20 protein-coding genes are annotated in these 16,379 nt (G+C 68.2%); 16 read left to right on the top strand and 4 right to left on the bottom strand.

Annotated features, from left to right (window positions below; all coding sequences use genetic code 11):
• Nucleotides 1-14: 14 nt before the first annotated feature.
• The 8 genes from AB0D85_RS26435 (at nt 15) to AB0D85_RS26400 (ending at nt 5,611) form a co-directional block, all read left to right on the top strand.
• A complete protein-coding gene (locus AB0D85_RS26435; protein WP_362324842.1) occupies nt 15-488 on the top strand; it encodes a cupin domain-containing protein in 474 nt (157 codons plus the stop codon).
• A complete protein-coding gene (locus AB0D85_RS26430) occupies nt 485-820 on the top strand; it encodes a DoxX family protein (RefSeq protein WP_362324839.1) in 336 nt (111 codons plus the stop codon). Before AB0D85_RS26435 ends, AB0D85_RS26430 begins: the two co-directional genes overlap by 4 nt.
• Before the next feature lie 170 nt (nt 821-990).
• Nucleotides 991-1,653, top strand: a complete 663-nt coding sequence (locus AB0D85_RS26425) for a hypothetical protein (protein ID WP_362324836.1) — start codon at nt 991-993, stop codon at nt 1,651-1,653.
• Nucleotides 1,650-2,483 (top strand): hypothetical protein, encoded by an 834-nt coding sequence (locus tag AB0D85_RS26420; protein WP_362324833.1) that lies wholly within the window; start codon nt 1,650-1,652, stop codon nt 2,481-2,483. The genes AB0D85_RS26425 and AB0D85_RS26420 overlap by 4 nt, the downstream gene beginning before the upstream one ends.
• A complete protein-coding gene (locus AB0D85_RS26415) occupies nt 2,480-3,382 on the top strand; it encodes a hypothetical protein (RefSeq protein WP_362324829.1) in 903 nt (300 codons plus the stop codon). The genes AB0D85_RS26420 and AB0D85_RS26415 overlap by 4 nt, the downstream gene beginning before the upstream one ends.
• Before the next feature lie 223 nt (nt 3,383-3,605).
• Nucleotides 3,606-4,181 (top strand): FABP family protein, encoded by a 576-nt coding sequence (locus tag AB0D85_RS26410; protein WP_362324826.1) that lies wholly within the window; start codon nt 3,606-3,608, stop codon nt 4,179-4,181.
• 16 nt (nt 4,182-4,197) lie between these two features.
• The gene (locus tag AB0D85_RS26405) at nt 4,198-4,635 is read left to right on the top strand and encodes a transcriptional repressor (protein WP_362324823.1); all 438 of its coding nucleotides are present in this window, start codon (nt 4,198-4,200) and stop codon (nt 4,633-4,635) included.
• Nucleotides 4,636-4,645: 10 nt separating this feature from the next.
• Complete coding sequence (locus AB0D85_RS26400; protein ID WP_362324820.1) at nt 4,646-5,611, top strand: folate-binding protein; 966 nt, start codon at nt 4,646-4,648, stop codon at nt 5,609-5,611.
• 25 nt (nt 5,612-5,636) lie between these two features.
• Here the strand turns inward: AB0D85_RS26400 and dtd are convergent, their stop codons facing one another.
• Nucleotides 5,637-6,062, bottom strand: a complete 426-nt coding sequence (gene dtd / locus AB0D85_RS26395; RefSeq protein WP_362324817.1) for a D-aminoacyl-tRNA deacylase — start codon at nt 6,060-6,062, stop codon at nt 5,637-5,639.
• A gap of 158 nt (nt 6,063-6,220) precedes the next feature.
• On the opposite strand from dtd, the gene AB0D85_RS26390 reads away from it, so the two are divergent.
• The 3 genes from AB0D85_RS26390 (at nt 6,221) to AB0D85_RS26380 (ending at nt 9,438) form a co-directional block, all read left to right on the top strand.
• The gene (locus AB0D85_RS26390) at nt 6,221-6,817 is read left to right on the top strand and encodes an aerial mycelium formation protein (RefSeq protein ID WP_362324814.1); all 597 of its coding nucleotides are present in this window, start codon (nt 6,221-6,223) and stop codon (nt 6,815-6,817) included.
• Nucleotides 6,818-6,934: 117 nt separating this feature from the next.
• Nucleotides 6,935-8,179: a GNAT family N-acetyltransferase gene (locus AB0D85_RS26385; protein ID WP_362324811.1), complete on the top strand. Its 1,245-nt coding sequence runs from the start codon at nt 6,935-6,937 to the stop codon at nt 8,177-8,179.
• A gap of 344 nt (nt 8,180-8,523) precedes the next feature.
• Nucleotides 8,524-9,438: a winged helix-turn-helix domain-containing protein gene (locus tag AB0D85_RS26380; protein WP_362324808.1), complete on the top strand. Its 915-nt coding sequence runs from the start codon at nt 8,524-8,526 to the stop codon at nt 9,436-9,438.
• Nucleotides 9,439-9,454: 16 nt separating this feature from the next.
• On the opposite strand, the gene AB0D85_RS26375 is transcribed toward AB0D85_RS26380, so the two are convergent.
• Entirely contained in the window at nt 9,455-9,643 is a 189-nt protein-coding gene (locus AB0D85_RS26375) for a hypothetical protein (protein WP_362325081.1), read from the bottom strand.
• Between the two features lie 163 nt (nt 9,644-9,806).
• Between AB0D85_RS26375 and AB0D85_RS26370 the strand changes: the two genes are divergently transcribed.
• From AB0D85_RS26370 to AB0D85_RS26360, 3 genes are all read left to right on the top strand, one after another.
• A complete protein-coding gene (locus AB0D85_RS26370; RefSeq protein WP_362324805.1) occupies nt 9,807-10,676 on the top strand; it encodes a GntR family transcriptional regulator in 870 nt (289 codons plus the stop codon).
• Between the two features lie 29 nt (nt 10,677-10,705).
• Nucleotides 10,706-11,419: an HAD-IA family hydrolase gene (locus AB0D85_RS26365; protein ID WP_362324802.1), complete on the top strand. Its 714-nt coding sequence runs from the start codon at nt 10,706-10,708 to the stop codon at nt 11,417-11,419.
• An 80-nt stretch (nt 11,420-11,499) separates the two neighbouring features.
• Nucleotides 11,500-12,372, top strand: coding sequence for a winged helix-turn-helix domain-containing protein (locus AB0D85_RS26360; RefSeq protein WP_362324799.1), 873 nt, complete (start codon nt 11,500-11,502; stop codon nt 12,370-12,372).
• Between the two features lie 46 nt (nt 12,373-12,418).
• Here AB0D85_RS26360 and AB0D85_RS26355 read toward each other — a convergent pair whose 3' ends face one another.
• Both AB0D85_RS26355 and AB0D85_RS26350 read right to left on the bottom strand, forming a co-directional pair.
• Nucleotides 12,419-13,399: a hypothetical protein gene (locus tag AB0D85_RS26355; RefSeq protein ID WP_362324796.1), complete on the bottom strand. Its 981-nt coding sequence runs from the start codon at nt 13,397-13,399 to the stop codon at nt 12,419-12,421.
• Between the two features lie 99 nt (nt 13,400-13,498).
• A complete protein-coding gene (locus AB0D85_RS26350) occupies nt 13,499-14,242 on the bottom strand; it encodes an HAD hydrolase-like protein (RefSeq protein ID WP_362324793.1) in 744 nt (247 codons plus the stop codon).
• 253 nt (nt 14,243-14,495) lie between these two features.
• On the opposite strand from AB0D85_RS26350, the gene AB0D85_RS26345 reads away from it, so the two are divergent.
• Both AB0D85_RS26345 and AB0D85_RS26340 read left to right on the top strand, forming a co-directional pair.
• The gene (locus AB0D85_RS26345) at nt 14,496-15,599 is read left to right on the top strand and encodes an aminoglycoside phosphotransferase family protein (protein WP_362324790.1); all 1,104 of its coding nucleotides are present in this window, start codon (nt 14,496-14,498) and stop codon (nt 15,597-15,599) included.
• Nucleotides 15,600-15,736: 137 nt separating this feature from the next.
• Nucleotides 15,737-16,351, top strand: coding sequence for a TetR family transcriptional regulator (locus AB0D85_RS26340; protein ID WP_362324787.1), 615 nt, complete (start codon nt 15,737-15,739; stop codon nt 16,349-16,351).
• Nucleotides 16,352-16,379: the final 28 nt, after the last annotated feature.

Below are 16,379 nucleotides of genomic sequence, written 5' to 3'. Positions count from 1 at the left end.
CGTCGAATCGAGGCATGACGACTCACGACAACGACACCCCCGCCGTAGCGATCGTCGGCCCGGACGACGGCGAGGTGCTGATGCTCGGCACCACCCGTATGCGCGTCCTGGAGGACGGCCGTACCACCGGCCACCGCCTCGGCCTCGCCGAGTCCGTGCTCGCGCCGCACACCCCGGGGCCGCCGCAGCACCGCCACGCGCGGCACGACGAGGGCTTCTACGTCATCTCCGGCTCCGTGCGTTTCACGGTCGGGGAGGAGTCGTACGACGTCATGGCCGGCACGCTCGTCATGGTCCCGCCCGGCGCCCCGCACACCTTCGCCAACGTCACCGGTGAACCGGCCGTCATGCTCAGCACGTTCACGCCCGACCTGTACGTGCAGTACTTCCGGGACCTGCGGGACATGTTCGCGACGGGCAGGCCGCCGACCCCGGGGGAGAGCGCCGAGGTGATGAGCCGGTACGCCACCGAGCCCGCCGCCTCATGAGTGTCGCGTACTGGATCGTGGCCGGTCTGCTCGCCCTCTTCTACCTCTACGGGGGCGGGATGAAGGCGGTCCGGAGCCGGGAGCGGCTGCGGCCGATGATGGCGTGGGTGGACGGCATGCCGATGGCGGCCGTGCGGGTGATCGGGGGCGTCGAGGTGCTCGGCGCGGCCGGCCTGCTGCTGCCGCGCCTGACCGGGACCGCCCCCTGGCTGGCGCCGGCCGCCGCGGTCGGCTTCGTCGCCCTCCAGTTCGGCGCGATCAGGGTCCATCTGAAGCTGGGGGACCGTCAGATCGCCCTCAACATCGCGCTGTTGCTCGCGGCGGTGTCCTGATCGTAATTAATCCTTGTACAACTCACTGAGTTGACCATGAGTCTCCTGTGGAGCGTGGATCAAGGAATCCGCGCTCCCGTTGTACACAGGGGGATGAATTGGACGTAACAGAAATACCACCCGAAAGACGTAATAGGGGCCGTACTGCCGCACTGATCGCCACCGCCGTCGTGCTCGGCGTCGTAGCGGGCGCCTGTGTCGGCTACCTCATCCAGGCCGACCGCGAGCCCACCGCCCTGCCGCCCCTCTCCCAGCCGTCGATCGCGCAGGCGAAGGGCGCCGGTCCCGAGCCGCTGTCGGCCGCCCAGGACCGGCAGGTCAAGGCCGAGGGTGATCTGCGCAAGCTGCTGCTGAAGAAGCCGCGGGGCGGCCGTGCGGGGCTGTACACGGCGGGCAGCGACGGCTGGATGAGCCTCGCCGACTACGCGGAGACGTACGACAAGCCCGCGAGCGGCTTCGCGGACCTCGTCGCCGGCGAGTTCCGGCGGGCGGCCGTCACGAACTGGCGGGAGGGCGGCACGTACAGCGTGGAGGTCCGCCTGATCCAGTACCGCCAGGAGGAGACGCGCGGCGCGGCCGACGCGGCCGACGGCGGCTACTACTGGGCCGACGAGGACGCCGACACGGACAGCTGGCCGATACCCGGCACCGGCGACGGCATGGCGTACGTCCACAACAAGCCCGACAGCAAGCCGGGTTACGTGGACCTGTACTCGGCCGAGGCGCACGCGTGGCGCGGTGACATCGCCATGGAGATCTGGGTCTACGACACGAAACCGGTCCCGAAGGCGAAGATCATGGACCTGGCGAAGCGGCAGATGGAGCGGCTGTGAGCGAGGAACTGCCCAACGTGGCCGGTGAGACTGACAAAGTCGCCGAGGCCGGTGTGACCGACGGGGCCGGCGGTCGTGACCGGCGCCGTATCGTCCGTGACGCCGGGATCGGAGTGCTGCTCGTCGCCGTCGTCGCGGGGATCGCAGGCACCGCGGTGAACGTGAACGGCGCCGACCGGGATCCAGGGGTCCCGAGCTGGGACCTGCCGAAGACCGCCAAGGGCAAGGCGAAGGAGGCGGCGGCCGGGGGAACTGGTCTGCAGGCCTTGCTGCTGCCCTTCGGCACCGAGGGGTTCGGGCGGGGCCCGGACATCGGCGAGTTCGGCTCGGACGCCCGGCTGTCGGGTGACCAGGCCACCGCCCTGCGCAAGGAGTCGATCAAGGACCTGCCCCGCTCCCAGCGCAAGGAGCTGGAGCGGCTGATCGACAAGCAGCAGACCAAGGGCATGGCGATGCGCAGCTACCTGAGCACCGAGACGCCCACCGAGGGCACGTCGTACTCGGACCATGCGTACACCGTCGACATCGTGCTGTCGCAGCTTGGCGACCAGCGGACCGTGCGGTCCATCGCCACGGTCCAGCAGCAGTTCTTCGACACGCTGAAGGTCTTCCGCAAGGGCCCGGAGGTGAAGGGCCACAAGAACGCCGCCTGCTTCCTGCCGCCGCCCGACTCGGACGAGAAGCTCGACATGATGGTGTGCTCCGCGTACGCGGGTGACGTGCTGGTCAGCGCCACGGCCGCCGGCGCCAAGCCGCTGGACGAGAAGGGCGTGGCGCTGTTGCTCGGCGAGCAGCTGGACCGGATCAAGACCCCGGGAGCGGCGGTATGACCACCAATCAGCCAGAGCCGGCGACACAGCCCGAGCAGCCCGAGCAGCCCGAGCAGCCCGAGTCCGCCACCGCGCTCCCGGTGACCGACCTTCCGGTGGTCGGCCTCCCGGTGGCCGAGCCGCAGCCCGTGGCGAAGGACCGCCATCGGCTTCGGGGTGCCCTCCGCTGGGTCTCGGCCGTCGCCGTTCTCGCGATCGTCGGGACCGGTACGGCGTACGGCATCACGCGTGCGGACCGGACGGACCTGCCCGGCCTGGCCACGCACTCCGACGGCCGCTGGGAGTACCCCACCCTCGTGAAGCCGCCGCTGCCGTCCGGCAGCCCCGCGCCGTTCGCCGCGGCCAACAAGGTGAACGCCCACTACGCCGACCTGCGCCGGCTGGTGCTGCCCGCGCCCAGGGGCGCCACCGCGGACAGCGCCCTGCGCGGCACCGACGGCTGGCTGGCTACGAAGGACTTCCTCGCGCTGTACGCCGCCAAGGCGGACCGTGAGGAGCTCGCGGGGAAGCTGGCCGACTACGGGCTCCGGCATGTCGCGGCCCGCGGCTGGACCACCCCGGACGGTACGCACACCGGGATCTACCTGCTCCAGTTCGGCAGCGCCACGCTCGCCGAGAAGCTGCTGAACACGGAGATGATGGCTCAGGACGAGCCCACCTACACGGTGCGCGGCGGCGACACCTACCTGCGGGACGAGGAGTTCCCGGACGCCGCCCGGCTCGCCGACGTCCTCCTGGCGCCGTACGCGGAGGGCAAGCCGTACGGTGCCGACCAGGTCCGGCTGGCCTATCTCGCGGCCGGCGACACCTTCGGCGTGATCGTCCAGTCCCGCAAGGGCAGTGCCCTCGCCGTCCCCTTCCAGCAGACGGTGACCCTGCAGAGCGAGCTGCTGGGCTGACCTCGCCAAGAGCCCCGGGCCCCGGCCGCGTAAGCTGGGCCCCGGCTCTGTGTACGTGCACGCCCACCCTCGCTCAAGGAGCACCCGTGGAATTCTTCTTCGAAACCCTGCTGGTCCTGGTCTGCGTCGGCGTCCTTGCCTTCGCCGGGCTGACCGTGAAGAAGCTGTACCAGGGCCAGCGCTGAACCACCCCCGTCAAGGAACCGTCTAGGAAACCGCCGCCATGATCGAGATTCCGTCCGACCTCCACAAGGACCTCGTCCCGCTCGCCTTCCTGCTGGGCACCTGGGCCGGTGCGGGCGTCCACGACTTCCCGGGCTCGGAGAAGTGCAACTTCGGCCAGGAGGTCACCTTCGGCCACGACGGACGGGACTTCCTGGAGTACCACTCCCAGACCTGGGTGCTGGACAACGACGGGAACAAGGTCCGCCCGCTGGAGACGGAGCACGGCTTCTGGCGCATCGACGCGAACCGCAGGGTCGAGGTCACGATGGTCCGCGACGACGGCGTGATCGAGATCTGGTACGGCGAGATGGCCGACAAGAAGCCGCAGATCGACCTGGTCACGGACGCCGTGGCCCGGACGGCCGCCTCCGCCCCGTACAGCGGCGGCAAGCGGCTGTACGGATACGTCAAGAGCGACCTCATGTGGGTGGGCGAGAAGCAGACCCCCGAGGTCGAGCTGCGCCCCTACATGTCGGCGCACCTGAAGAAGGTCGTCACCCCGGAGGACGTCGAGCGCTGGGCCAAGGCCCTCCCCGACGACATGCCGGACGACGGCATCGCTTTCTTCAAGTAGTCCTAGACTCTGTGGTGTGGTGAGCACCGACTGGAAGAGCGACCTCAGGCAGCGCGGGTACCGGCTGACGCCGCAGCGGCAGCTTGTGCTCGAAGCCGTGGACACCCTGGAGCACGCGACCCCGGACGACATCCTCACGGAAGTGAAGAGGACGGCCTCCGGGGTCAACATCTCGACCGTGTACCGGACCCTGGAGCTCCTGGAGGAGCTCGGGCTGGTCAGCCACGCCCATCTGGGGCACGGGGCGCCGACGTACCACCTCGCCGACCGTCACCACCACATCCACCTGGTCTGCCGCGACTGCGAGAACGTGATCGAGGCGGACGTCGCGGTGGCCGCGGAGTTCACCGCCAAGCTGCGGCGGGAGTTCGGCTTCGAGACCGACATGAAGCACTTCGCGATCTTCGGCAGATGCCGGGACTGCTCCCTGAAGGGTTCAACTACCGGGTCGTAGGCTTACTCCTATGAAGAGCCCACTGCTGTCCCTGCCCGGCGCCGTGCCCGCCGAGGGCGTGGACGAAGGCGTCGCCGCCCACTACGGCGACCTGTTCCGCGAGCAGCGCGCCCTCGCCGACGGCGCCGGTTTCGTGGACCTCTCGCACCGCGGCGTGGTCGCCGTCACCGGCGAGGACCGTCTCGCCTGGCTGCACCTCCTGCTCACCCAGCACGTCAGCGAGCTGCCCGTCGGCGAGGCCACCGAGGCGCTGATCCTCTCCGCGCACGGCCACATCGAACACGCGCTGTACCTGGTCGACGACGGCACCACGGTCTGGGCCCACATCGAGCCCGGCACCCAGGAGGCCCTGCTCGCCTACCTGGAGTCGATGAAGTTCTTCTACCGGGTGGAGGTCGCCGACCGGACGGACGACTTCGCGGTCGTCCACCTGCCGGCCGGTTCGATCGCCGAGGTCCCGGACGGAGCCGTCGTACGCGAGACGGCGTACGGCCGTGATCTCTTCCTCCCGCGCGCCGACCTGGAGGCGTACGCGGAGAAGGCGGGCCCGGCCGCCGGACTGCTGGCGTACGAGGCCCTCCGGGTGGAGCACCACCAGCCCCGCCTCGGCTTCGAGACCGACCACCGCACCATCCCGCACGAGCTGGGCTGGATCGGCACGGCCGTGCATCTGCAGAAGGGCTGCTACCGGGGCCAGGAGACCGTGGCCCGGGTGCAGAACCTCGGCAAGCCGCCCCGCCGCCTGGTCTTCCTCCACCTCGACGGCAGCGATGTGCACCTGCCGCCGCACGGGACGGAGATCCGCCTGGCCGACGAGGGCGAGGACGGCCGGAAGATCGGCTTCGTCACGACGTCGGTACGGCACTTCGAACTGGGCCCGGTGGCCCTGGCGCTGGTGAAGCGCAACGTGCCCGTCGACGCCCGGCTGGTGGCGGGGGAGACGGCGGCGGCACAGGAAGTGATCGTCGAGCCGTAGGGCAGCGCCGCCGGGGCGCCGGGCGTCAGATCTCCAGCAGGACGGTGAACGGCCCGTCGTTCGTCAGCGACACCCGCATCTGCGCCCCGAACCGCCCGGTCGCCACGGTCGCCCCCAGCGACCGCAGCTGTGCGACGACCTCGTCCACCAGCGGCTCGGCCACGTCCCCGGGCGCCGCCGCGTTCCAGGTGGGCCGCCGTCCCTTGCGTGCGTCGCCGTACAGCGTGAACTGACTGATCACGAGCAGCGGCGCGTCGATGTCACTGCACGACCTCTCGTCGGCCAGCATGCGGATCGACCAGAGTTTCCGGGCGAGTTGGGCCGCCTTCTCCTTGGTGTCCTCGTGGGTCACGCCCACGAGGACACACAGCCCCTCGCCCTCGATCGCGCCGACCGTCTCGCCGTCCACGACGACACTGGCGCCGTCCACCCGCTGTACCACCGCTCGCATGCGGACCATCATGCCCGGTGCCCGGACGGCCGCCACAGGGGGTCCATTATTGATCCTTAAGGCCCCATCTAGGGCCGTTCGGGGGCACTCGGTCACATTGCGGCCACTTGGGGTGGCACCATGCTTCCACACACCGGTCGAGGGGACGGTAGAGGCGAATGAGCACACCGAGCACCGGGCGACTGAAGACGCAGGGCGTGCCCCAGAGCACGCAGGGACTGCACCGGCCGCCCGCCCAGCGAGGCGAGGGCGTCCCGCTGCCCGCGGAACCGCCGGAGCCCGACCTGACCCGCCTGAGCCTGCCCGAGCTGCGCGTCCTGCGCCGGGACGCCCAGCGGGACGAGGCCGACCTCAGTTACGTACGACGGCTGCTCCAGGGCCGTATCGACATCCTGCGCGCGGAACTGGCCCGCCGCTCCCCGGCGGGCGCGGCCTCCGTGGTGGACCGCCTCCCGGAGATCCTCACGGACGCCCCGGCCCGCCACCGCTCCTCGGCCCGCCACGTCACCCTGGGCACCCCGCACAACGAGGAGTACAGGAGGCTGGCCGCCGACATGCTGGCAGAGGTCGAACTCTCCGACCTGGAGGCCCGCACGGACCCGGAACTGACGGCGGCGATGGGCCGCCTGGTGCGGTACGAACAGGAGGTGTCGAGGCGGCGCCAGCGCCTGCAGCGGACGGCGGACGATTCGAGTGGAGAGATCGCCCGCAGGTACAGGGAGGGCGAAGCCCAGGTGGACGACCTACTGACCTGAGGCTGAGCGCCCTGTCTTTGGTCTTTTAGGGGCGCGGGGAACTGCGCGACCAGCCCCCACCAAGCGGCAGCCAAAAATCACTCCGTACCACCCCGGTCAAACACATACCGTGCTGTCATGACCGCCCCCGTCGAAGTCCGCCCCATAACCGAACCCGAGCTCCCGGACTGGCACCGAGCCCTGGCCACCGGCTTCCTCCGCCAACCCGTGCTCACGACCGACCAACTCGACGCCCGCCGAAGGCAATTCGTACCGGGCAGACTCCTCGGCGCCTTCGACGGCCCCCGCTGCGTGGCGACGTTCCGCTCCTTCGCCCAGGAACTGACCGCGGTGGGCGGCGCCACCCTCCCCGCCGACGCCGTCTCCAACGTCACCGTGACGCCCACCCACCGCCGCCGCGGCCTGCTCACCCGCATGATGAGCCAGGACCTCGCCGCGGCGAAGGAGCGCGGGGACGTCGTCGCGACCCTGATCGCCGCCGAGTACCGGATCTACGGCCGCTACGGCTTCGGCCCGGCGACCACGCTGACCGAGTGGACGGTCGAGGTCCCGCGCACCGGCCTGGACCCCCGCTGGGCGCGCCCCGAGGGCGGCGGCCGGATCGACCTCGCCGACGCCGACGACATCCGCAAACTCGGCCCCGAACTGCACGAACGGGTCCGCCGCGGCACGCCCGGCGCGGTCAGCCGCAACGAGCTGTGGTGGCAGACCCACACCGGGGCGGTCCGCTTCGACACGGACTGGACCGAGCCGTTCTACGCCGTGTACCGGTCGGCGGCCGGCGAGGTCGAGGGCATCGCGTCGTACGAGTCGGACGACAACTGGCACGACAAGCAGCCGCACAACACCGCCGACGTGAACTGGCTGCTGGCCACGACACCGGCGGCCGAGCGCGCCCTGTGGCACTACCTGTGCTCGATCGACTGGATCACCAGGGTGAAGAGCGGCTGGCGGTCGCCGGACGACCTGCTGCCGCACTACCTTCCCGACCCGCGTGCCGCGCGGATCACCGCACAGGCGGACTGGCTGTGGGTGCGGATCCTGGATGTCGTACGGGCCCTGGAGGCGCGGACGTACGACGTGGCGGGGTCGCTGGTCCTTGAGGTGGTGGACCGGCAGGGGCTGGCCGGCGGCCGGTTCCGGCTGGACGCCTCCCCCGAAGGCGCGTCCTGCGCTCCGACCACCGCCACCCCTGAACTCACCCTCGACATCGCCGAGTTGGCGAGCGTCTGGCTCGGGGACCAGTCCGTGGCGCGGTTGCACGCGCTCGGACGGGTCCAGGAAGAGCGAGTGGGCGCCGTCCGGGAGGCCGACGCCCTGCTGCGCGCGTCCGGGCGTCCTTGGTGCCCGGACATCTTCTGAAGCGGTCTCCTTCCTTGCCGGTGACGGTGCCTGAATCGCCTTGTTCAGTTGTCGAGCTGTTCAGCTGTGCTCATCCGTAGCGAGCTGTGAAGTTGTGACTGTGCGAGGCGATATGCAGTTGTCGGTGTGAAGTTGTGGCTGTGCTGGTCGTGCGCCTCGGCGGCCGCCCTGGGTGACCGGGCTCCCGGCTCCCCTCCGGAAGGGAACCCGGTCGGCCAACCGTCGAGGAAGTTTGACCATGTTGTAAGAGTTGGCGACCAACTCCACTGTACTTATCTCCGCTTGGAAGCGACTCATAACCACCTTCCCGTGAACTGCCGAAAGATGGCGGGAAGTTGTACTGTTTGTCCGTGGAGCCGGAACACGCCTCCGCCAATGGGCGGGAGGGGTCACAGCGGCCTCAGGCGTCACATCGCGAGGTGGCCGACGAACTGCGCACCCGGATCAGGTCCGGGGTGCTGCGGCCGGGCCAGCGCATGCCCACGCAGGCCAAACTGGCCGACGAGTTCGGCGTCGAGCGGGGGGCCGTACGGCAGGCGCTGCGCATTCTGCAGTCGGAGCACCTGCTCACGAACATGTCGAAGGGCAGTCCGGCGACTGTGGCCCCGGATCCGGGCCCGGCGCGGTTCGCCGTCGGGTCCGAGGCGCCACCGCAGCCCACGATGGTGGCCCTCACGCCCCGCATAGAGGCGGCCTTCGCCGCCTCGCACGTGGAGATCGACGCGCTCTGCCTGACCTCGGTCTCCCTCAACCTCGCCCTCGGCGAGCCGCTGCGGCTCATCCACGCGGGGCGGCTGAAACCGGCCAAGATCGACGTGCGGGTGCTGCTGCCCAGCCGGGACATCGACCTCGCGTTCCCGACGGCGGTGGACACCTCGGCGGAGGGTGCGGTGCACAACCGCTGGCTGGCCCAGCGCAACGCGCAGGGGCAGGTCCTCCAGTACAACCTCCAGGGCCTGCGCTCCACGCACAAGATCGATGTGAACGTGACCTTCCGGGCGCTGCCGTTCACCCCGCCGGTCAAGCTGTACCTGCTCAACGGTGTGGAGGCGCTGTTCGCGTACTACACGCTGGAGCGTCACGAGCGGGAGATCGACCACGAGCACCTGCAGACGTACGACGCCGAGGGCACGCGGTCGATGCTCTTCGCGTTCGAGCGCGGGACGGGGCTGCGGGACACCGCGTTCGTGACGCAGTCCCGGCTGTGGTTCAACGCGCTCTGGGAGACGATCAGTTCGGAGTTGAAGCTCATCGACTAGCCGCGCCCGGCCGCGCTCACGCGGCGGGGGCGATGACCAGAAGGGTGAGCAGGATCGCGCCGGCGGAGCTGACCGCCGGGCTCTTGGCCTTGATACCGACGGTGAGCAGTGTCAGACCGATAATGCCAGTGGCACCGTACTTCCACTGGACAACCTGTTCGAAGCCGACGACGAAGACGGCGGAGAGAAGAGCGAGGGCGGGCATGGCGGACATGGCGGTTCCCCCATCGTTCGGGAAGCAAAGCTTCCACCAACTCAATCAAGTTGGCAACCAATGACAACCAACTCTGATTAAGTTGTTCCCGGTTGGCTACTACTTATAACCAATCTTCAAACAACTCCCGCCAGATGGATCAGAGTTGTAGCGTTTGGTCGTGACTCAGGAGAACGTGGCAGTGAACGCCAGCAGTACACCTAGGGAGATCGCCGACACCCTGCGGGAACGCATCCGCACGGGCGACCTCAAGGTGGGCGACCGGCTGCCCACCCAGGCCGAGTTGGCTGAGGAGTTCGGAGTGGAGCGGGGTGCCGTACGCCAGGCCCTGCGCGCACTCCAGGACGACGGCCTGCTCAGCAGCGTCAGCCGGGGCAGCCCGCCGCGGATCGCCGAGCCGCCCGCCCCCGTGCTCGACGAGCCCCAGCCGACGATGGTCGGCCTCGGGCCCCGGATGACGGAGGCGTTCTCCGCCCCGCACGTCAGCATCGACGCCGCCTGCCTCACCGCCCAGAGTCTGCTCCCGGCGCTCGCCGAACCCCTGCGCATGATCCACGAAGGCCGGCTGCGCCCCGAACGCATCGACGTCCGCGTCCTGCTCCCCAGCCGGGACATCAACCTCGCCTTCCCGGTGCCGGTGGAGGGCGACGACGACACCGTCCACAGCCGCTGGCTCGGCATGCGCAACGCACAGGGCCAGGTCCTCCAGTACAACCTCCAGGGCCTGCGCTCCACCCACAAGATCGACGTGAACGTCACCTTCAGAGCCCTGCCGTTCACCCCGCCGGTCAAGCTGTACCTGCTCAACGGCGTGGAGGCGCTGTTCGCCTACTACACGGTCACGCGCCGCGAGGAACAGACGGAGGACGGACCGCTCGACATGTACGACGCCGTCGGCTCCGAGTCCCTCCTCTTCTCCTTCGAGAAGCGGGCCGGGCAGCGGGACGCCGCGTTCGTGGAGCAATCGCAGAAGTGGTTCAACGCCCTCTGGGAAACCATCACCACGGACCTGACACTCTTCTAGTGACTTCTGATACGACGCAGACTGAACTGGTGGCAGCCGAGAGCGAGAACGCGACCGAAGGGCTCACGGAACTGATCAGAAGCGCCCGTGTCGTCCTCTGGGACTTCGACGGGCCGATCTGCCGTCTGTTCGCGGGACACTCGGCTGAGGGAGTGGCCGACGAGCTGGTGGAGTGGCTGGAGAGCCGGGGCCTGCACGGCCTGGTCACGGACACCGAGCGCGACTCCCTGGACCCGCACCTGGTGCTGCGCGCCGTGGACCGCCGGCACCCCGGCAGCGACCTGGTCACGGAGTTGGAGGAACGTCTCACCAAGGAGGAGCTCCGGGCCACGTCGACGGCCATGCCCACGGCGTTCGCGGACATCCTCATCCAGACGTGGCGGGCACGCGGCGCCCGTATGGCGGTCACCACCAACAACTCCCCCCGGGTGGTCCGCGCCTACCTGGACGACCGCGGCCTCACCCCGTGCTTCGCCCCGCACATCTACGGCCGCACCCAGGACCTGCACCGCCTCAAGCCCGACCCGCACTGCCTCCACCGCGCCCTCAACGCGATGGGCGCCGCCCCCGACGCTGCCCTGATGATCGGCGACTCACCCTCGGACTGCGAGGCGGCCCGGACGGCCGGGGTGCCGTTCCTTGGCTACGCGCGTAACGCACGGAAAGCCAAGCTTTTGACCGAGGCCGGTGCGGGGTGCGTGGTGGGGTCCTTGAGACCGCTTCTGGAGATACTCCGGCACTAGCCGACGCGGAACGGGTCCGGCTGCGGGCCTGCCTGACTGGTCGGCGTTTGCGGGATGTTGGGGAAAGGAACGCTCGCTGTATGGCGGCCAGGCAGGTACGTGACGGCGGTGGCAAGGCGTTCCGGCAGGTTTCCGAGGCGCTGCGGACCCGGATGGTGGACGGGACGTACCGGCTGGGTGCCGAACTGCCCGCCCAGGGCAGGCTGGCCAGGGAGTTCGGGGTCTCCCGTGACACCGTCCAGCGGGTGGTGCGCGAACTGGGCAACGAGGGCTGGATCGAATCCCGCCAGGGCAGCCCGGCGCGGGTCGTCAAGGTCCAGCGCGTGCAGTCCACCACGGCCAAGGCCAGCAGGTCACGGCAGGTGATGATGCTGGGGCCGCTGATAAGCGAGGCGTTCGAACGGCCCGAGGTCTCCCTGGACGTCGCCACGCTGACCTCGGAGTCCCTCGACACCCACATCCGGCTCCAGGCGGAGCGGATCCGGGCCGGGGTCATCGCCCCCGGCAGCATCGTCGTACGGCTGCTGCTGCCCGACCCCGGACTCGACCTGCCGTATCCGGTGGTCAGGCAGGACAAGGACGATCCGCGGCTGCGGGAGCGGCTGCGCGCCATCACCGACCGGCACACGGAGTCCCTGCGTACCGCGCTCAGGGACCTGCAGGCCGAGCGGTTCGTGCCGTCCGTCGACGTCCAGGTCAGGCATGTGCGGCTGGTTCCGGCCTTCAAGCTCTACGTCATCAACAGGACAGAGGTGCTGCACGGCCTCTACGAGGTGGTCGAACGGCCCATCATCCTGGACACGGGCGAGGAGATCGCCGCGCTCGACGTGCTGGGACTGGGGGCCGTGCTGACGCACCATGTCGAGGACGCGGACCCGGACTCGCCGGGATCGGTCTTCGTGCTGAAGACGCGGTCCTGGTTCGAGTCGGTATGGAACCTGCTCGCGCTCTAGATCGTGTGTGAGAAAGTTCAACAATGCCTGACAAGGAACAGGCTGTCTATGACGGTGTGTTCTGCGGACGTGTCCACCGAGGGCCGCCGATCACGGGATGCTCCGGTTTGATCTCCCCGAGTTTTTGCCACAGATTCTCGTAACATGCGATATGGTGATCCGCGATCTCCCTGGCCTGATGGGAATTCGACTTCAGGTCCCAACCGATATAACGCGCCCTGCCGTAGAGCGGTGCGAAGCCTTGTGCGTCAAGGATTTTGTACTGGTTGTTCTGTGGTCCGACGGTGTCCGGCTCGATCCCGTAGGGAGTAGTGAAGACCCTCTCGCGGCTCAGGATGTACAACTTTCGGTCCGGTATCTGCGTCGCCTCCCGGATCTCGCACGATATCAGCATTCTTGGATTCTTTGCCTGTATGGCGTTGAGCATGCTCTTGAGTCTTGTCCAATTTGGCTTGGTGAACTCATCGCGCATGCGTTCGCGATTTTTCGGAGAGTCCCTGAAGTAATATGTCGTGACGTCTGAACCATTCGATCGTGGTGCCGGAACAAGGCCCCCAGGCAGCCCCATCGGAAGGTTCAGGTGGGCGATGATGATGCGAAAATGCAGCTCCACCGTGTGCACTTCACGGTCAGCCATTTTCCGCATCGGTACGGCTATCGCCTCAAGCAGTGTCTCCATGGTGAATCCGGAGAAGTCAACGTGCACGTTGCGACTGCTGAAGGCCTCCTTGAATGCATCGTGCAATTGGTCCGAGTCGTCGAACACGTAGACACCCGTGACCTCTTTCGAACCGGACTCGCTGATGGCGTCGAAGAGAATGAGGGCGATAAGAGACGCGAAGGACCCGCCCAGTAGCTGCTGATCCTTCAGGGCGTCGCCAAGCGGACCGATCAGCGCGCCGGCGCCTTGCAGGACGGCAGCCAGTCCCAGCACCGACTTGACGATGCGGGGTTTCCAACTGCTCAGCGCGGATCTAATGCGGTCGAGTCTGGTCGAGCGGTTGCCGCCTGGACTGTGAAAGGACACCCAAACCCCCTGTGGGCGCCGCGGTTCTGCGGCGACGGCGCTGCCCGGTCCCTCTCCGTGCGGCCATCATGCCCGGCACGACTCTCCAGCACCAGAAGGTCAGTTGAGACTCGACACGCTTTCCACAGCCTCGATGAGGGGCTCATGAGAGGGCACGACGTACTTCGCGCCGAGATCCAGCATCCGCGCCGCGCGTTCGCGCGACTGCGTGTATCCGAGGAAGGGGGTGCCGGCCTGCTGCGCCGCGCTGAGATCCGTCAACTGGTCGCCGATGAGGAGGGCAGACTCGGGCGGTAGGCCTAGATGTTCCAGGGCGCGATTCACCGAGCCCGGGTGAGGCTTCATGTGACGAAGGAGCGGGTCGCGGCCCACGACGGCCCGGACCTTCTCCTGTCGCTGGACCCTCTGGCCCTTGAAGAACTCCCAGATGGGTCCGTCGGAGTTGTTGCTGACGATCACAAGAGGCGGGCCGTGCTTGAAAAGCACGTCAACGAGGCGGATCAGATGGGGTGCCGGGACCGCGGTCTTGACGGCCTCGTACTCGTATTCGGTGACAATTTCCTCGGCTGCCAAGAGTCCCCGGGGATCAAGCGGCTCGGGGGTCGGCCGGTCGTACATCTCCCTCAGGAGGCGGAGAATGCCGTGGGAGTCGTCGCATGCATCGACCTCTGGATCGACGAAGCCCCAGACGGCGCGTACGGCCATCTTGATCTCGTGTGCCACAGGGGCCGTCGACTGGTCGCGGAACAGGTCGGTGACCGGCCCGTCGAAGTCGAGCAGTACGGCATGAACATCCGTCAGCAACTCCCGTAGAGCCGCACCGTGGTCGGCTGTGCTGCCCATGGGTTTCCTCCTGTCGCCTCGGCCAGTGTGGACCACGCCGGGCGCGGCGGCCAGCACCGCAGCTCATGGCGCGCGAAGAGCGCCGTGTGAACGGCGGAGGGTGCTGTGCCGTTGTACATATGTGCGTCCAGCCGTGGTTCGACGAGACCGGGTTCGACGAGGCGTGGACGTCTGGCACGATGCACGCCAGCACAGGAGTACCGTGCTCCCACTTCTGCACCCTTCGGAAGGGTCACGGCGAAAGAAACAGGCAATGTCACCCGAACCGGCTTCCCTTGCTCGGCTGCACGCGGTCGAGATGAGTGGTGACAAGGGTGTGGTCGAAGGACCGCTCCATGGCTACCATCACGAGACTTATGTCTTTCCGCTACCCGGGGAATTGGAGGGGGAGCGATCGGGGCGTTGGAAGTGTCGGGAGCCGCGTGCCGACCTTCTGTGGTTCGATCGGCGGTGCTTTGATTCGGAAGAGCAGCTGCTGAGGGCAATCGGCGGCAAGGTAACCGGAATCCCCGACATTATCGAGGTAGGCGGTATCGGGCTGCAGCGTTTTATTGAAGGGAATACGCTCGCTTATTTTCATAAATCGGGGACCATGATCCCCGGTGGCATTGTCCGCCAGATCATGGGCTTGTTCCGGCAAATGGTCGACGTTCGGCCCGACGTTCTCTCGATCGACCGGCGCTGCGAGCCCGACGACCGTCCCGATGACGGGGACACGGACGGATTTCTGGAGCGCCTCGTCCTTTTCGCCGAACAGCGCGTCTACCGGGACAACTTGGAGAGGTTCGGCGGGCTCTTCGAGGACCTTTGGCTTGGCGACGAGTCTTTCAGGCATCTCCGGAAAAATGTTTTCGGTCTGGCGAGACGCCCCTTCTGTCTGTTGCACGCCGATCTGCATCGCGAGAACTTCATTGTCGATGCGGAGTCCCGGCTTTGGACGATCGACTGGGAGCTCGCGATGCTGGGCGACCCGTTGTACGACCTGGCAACGCATCTCCATTTGATGCGCTACCCGGCACGGTATGAGCGTGCCGTCGCCCAGCTCTGGTGCGAGACCGTCGAGGGCGTCCGCGTCGGCAGCTCGAGCGGCTGGGAGCATGACCTTGAACGTCTCCTCAATTACAAGAGGGCCCAGTCCGTCTTCACCGACGTGATCCGTACCGCTCTGGAACTGGACGCCGACGCGGAGTCGGGCTGGTGGCAGATCGCGCCCGCCGCGTTCAAACTGCGCAAGGTGCTGGCCGCGGCCGCATTGCCGCTGGGGCTCGATGAGGTTCCGGGAACCCGCAGGATCGTGTCGGCGCTGGCACGTTGGTGTCGTGACCACGGGTCCAGCCATGGCGGGGATGTGCCGTGATGCACGGCGGGCTGCGAGGCCCCGAGTGTGGTCGACTCGTACGCCATGGCGCTGGCCGCCCGTCACCGCCTTCCCGGTCTCCCGGCCCGCCACCTCGCTCGTGCCCTCGTCTGACCCCCACTGCGTAGGCTCGCCCCATGGGTGAGATGGGCCTGCGTGAGCGCAAGAAGCGGCGGATGTACGAGGACGTGTCGGACATCGCCGTGCGGCTGTTCCTGGCGAAGGGGTTCGACGCGGTGTCGGTCGCCGAGGTGGCCGCCGCCGCCGGGATCTCCAAGCCGACGCTGTTCCGGTACTTCCCGGCCAAGGAGGACCTGGTCCTGCACCGGATCGCCGACCACGAGACGGAGGCGGCGCGGCTGGTCGCCGGGGCCTCCGGGGCCGGGTCCCCGGTCGGGGTGCTGCGGGCCCACTTCCTCGACGGGCTCCGGCGCGGCGACCCGATCACCGGGCTGAACGACCATCCGCAGGTCCTCGCCTTCCACACCCTGCTCAACAGCACCCCCACCCTGGTCGCCCGGCAGTACGCCTACCTGGAGCGGTCGGAGGCCGCGCTCGCCGAGGCCCTCGGCGGCACCCTGGAGGCCAGGCTGGCCGCCGGCCAGATCATCGCCGTACAGCGGATCCTCGCGCAGGACAACTGGCGGCGGATCGCGGCGGGCGAGCGCGTCGAGGAGGTGCGGGAGGAGGCCGTGCGGGCGGCCGAGCGAGCCTTCGAGCGGCTGGAGCTGGTGCTGACCGGCACCGGATGAGCTCGGGTAAAAAATTTAACCAAGTTGC

The organism is Streptomyces sp. NPDC048277 (genome assembly GCF_040652235.1).
Classification (GTDB): domain Bacteria; phylum Actinomycetota; class Actinomycetes; order Streptomycetales; family Streptomycetaceae; genus Streptomyces.
This window is presented reverse-complemented; position numbering and strand designations above follow the sequence as displayed.

Excerpts from the sequence above, each read along its gene's own strand:
- AB0D85_RS26435 (WP_362324842.1), top strand. The coding sequence starts at position 15 with ATGACGACTCACGACAACGACACCCCCGCCGTAGCGATCGTCGGCCCG.
- AB0D85_RS26430 (WP_362324839.1), top strand. The coding sequence starts at position 485 with ATGAGTGTCGCGTACTGGATCGTGGCCGGTCTGCTCGCCCTCTTCTAC.
- AB0D85_RS26415 (WP_362324829.1), top strand. The coding sequence starts at position 2,480 with ATGACCACCAATCAGCCAGAGCCGGCGACACAGCCCGAGCAGCCCGAG.
- AB0D85_RS26410 (WP_362324826.1), top strand. The coding sequence starts at position 3,606 with ATGATCGAGATTCCGTCCGACCTCCACAAGGACCTCGTCCCGCTCGCC.
- AB0D85_RS26400 (WP_362324820.1), top strand. The coding sequence starts at position 4,646 with ATGAAGAGCCCACTGCTGTCCCTGCCCGGCGCCGTGCCCGCCGAGGGC.
- dtd (WP_362324817.1), bottom strand. The coding sequence starts at position 6,062 with ATGCGAGCGGTGGTACAGCGGGTGGACGGCGCCAGTGTCGTCGTGGAC.
- AB0D85_RS26390 (WP_362324814.1), top strand. The coding sequence starts at position 6,221 with ATGAGCACACCGAGCACCGGGCGACTGAAGACGCAGGGCGTGCCCCAG.
- AB0D85_RS26385 (WP_362324811.1), top strand. The coding sequence starts at position 6,935 with ATGACCGCCCCCGTCGAAGTCCGCCCCATAACCGAACCCGAGCTCCCG.
- AB0D85_RS26375 (WP_362325081.1), bottom strand. The coding sequence starts at position 9,643 with ATGCCCGCCCTCGCTCTTCTCTCCGCCGTCTTCGTCGTCGGCTTCGAA.
- AB0D85_RS26360 (WP_362324799.1), top strand. The coding sequence starts at position 11,500 with ATGGCGGCCAGGCAGGTACGTGACGGCGGTGGCAAGGCGTTCCGGCAG.
- AB0D85_RS26350 (WP_362324793.1), bottom strand. The coding sequence starts at position 14,242 with ATGGGCAGCACAGCCGACCACGGTGCGGCTCTACGGGAGTTGCTGACG.
- AB0D85_RS26345 (WP_362324790.1), top strand. The coding sequence starts at position 14,496 with ATGTCACCCGAACCGGCTTCCCTTGCTCGGCTGCACGCGGTCGAGATG.
- AB0D85_RS26340 (WP_362324787.1), top strand. The coding sequence starts at position 15,737 with ATGGGTGAGATGGGCCTGCGTGAGCGCAAGAAGCGGCGGATGTACGAG.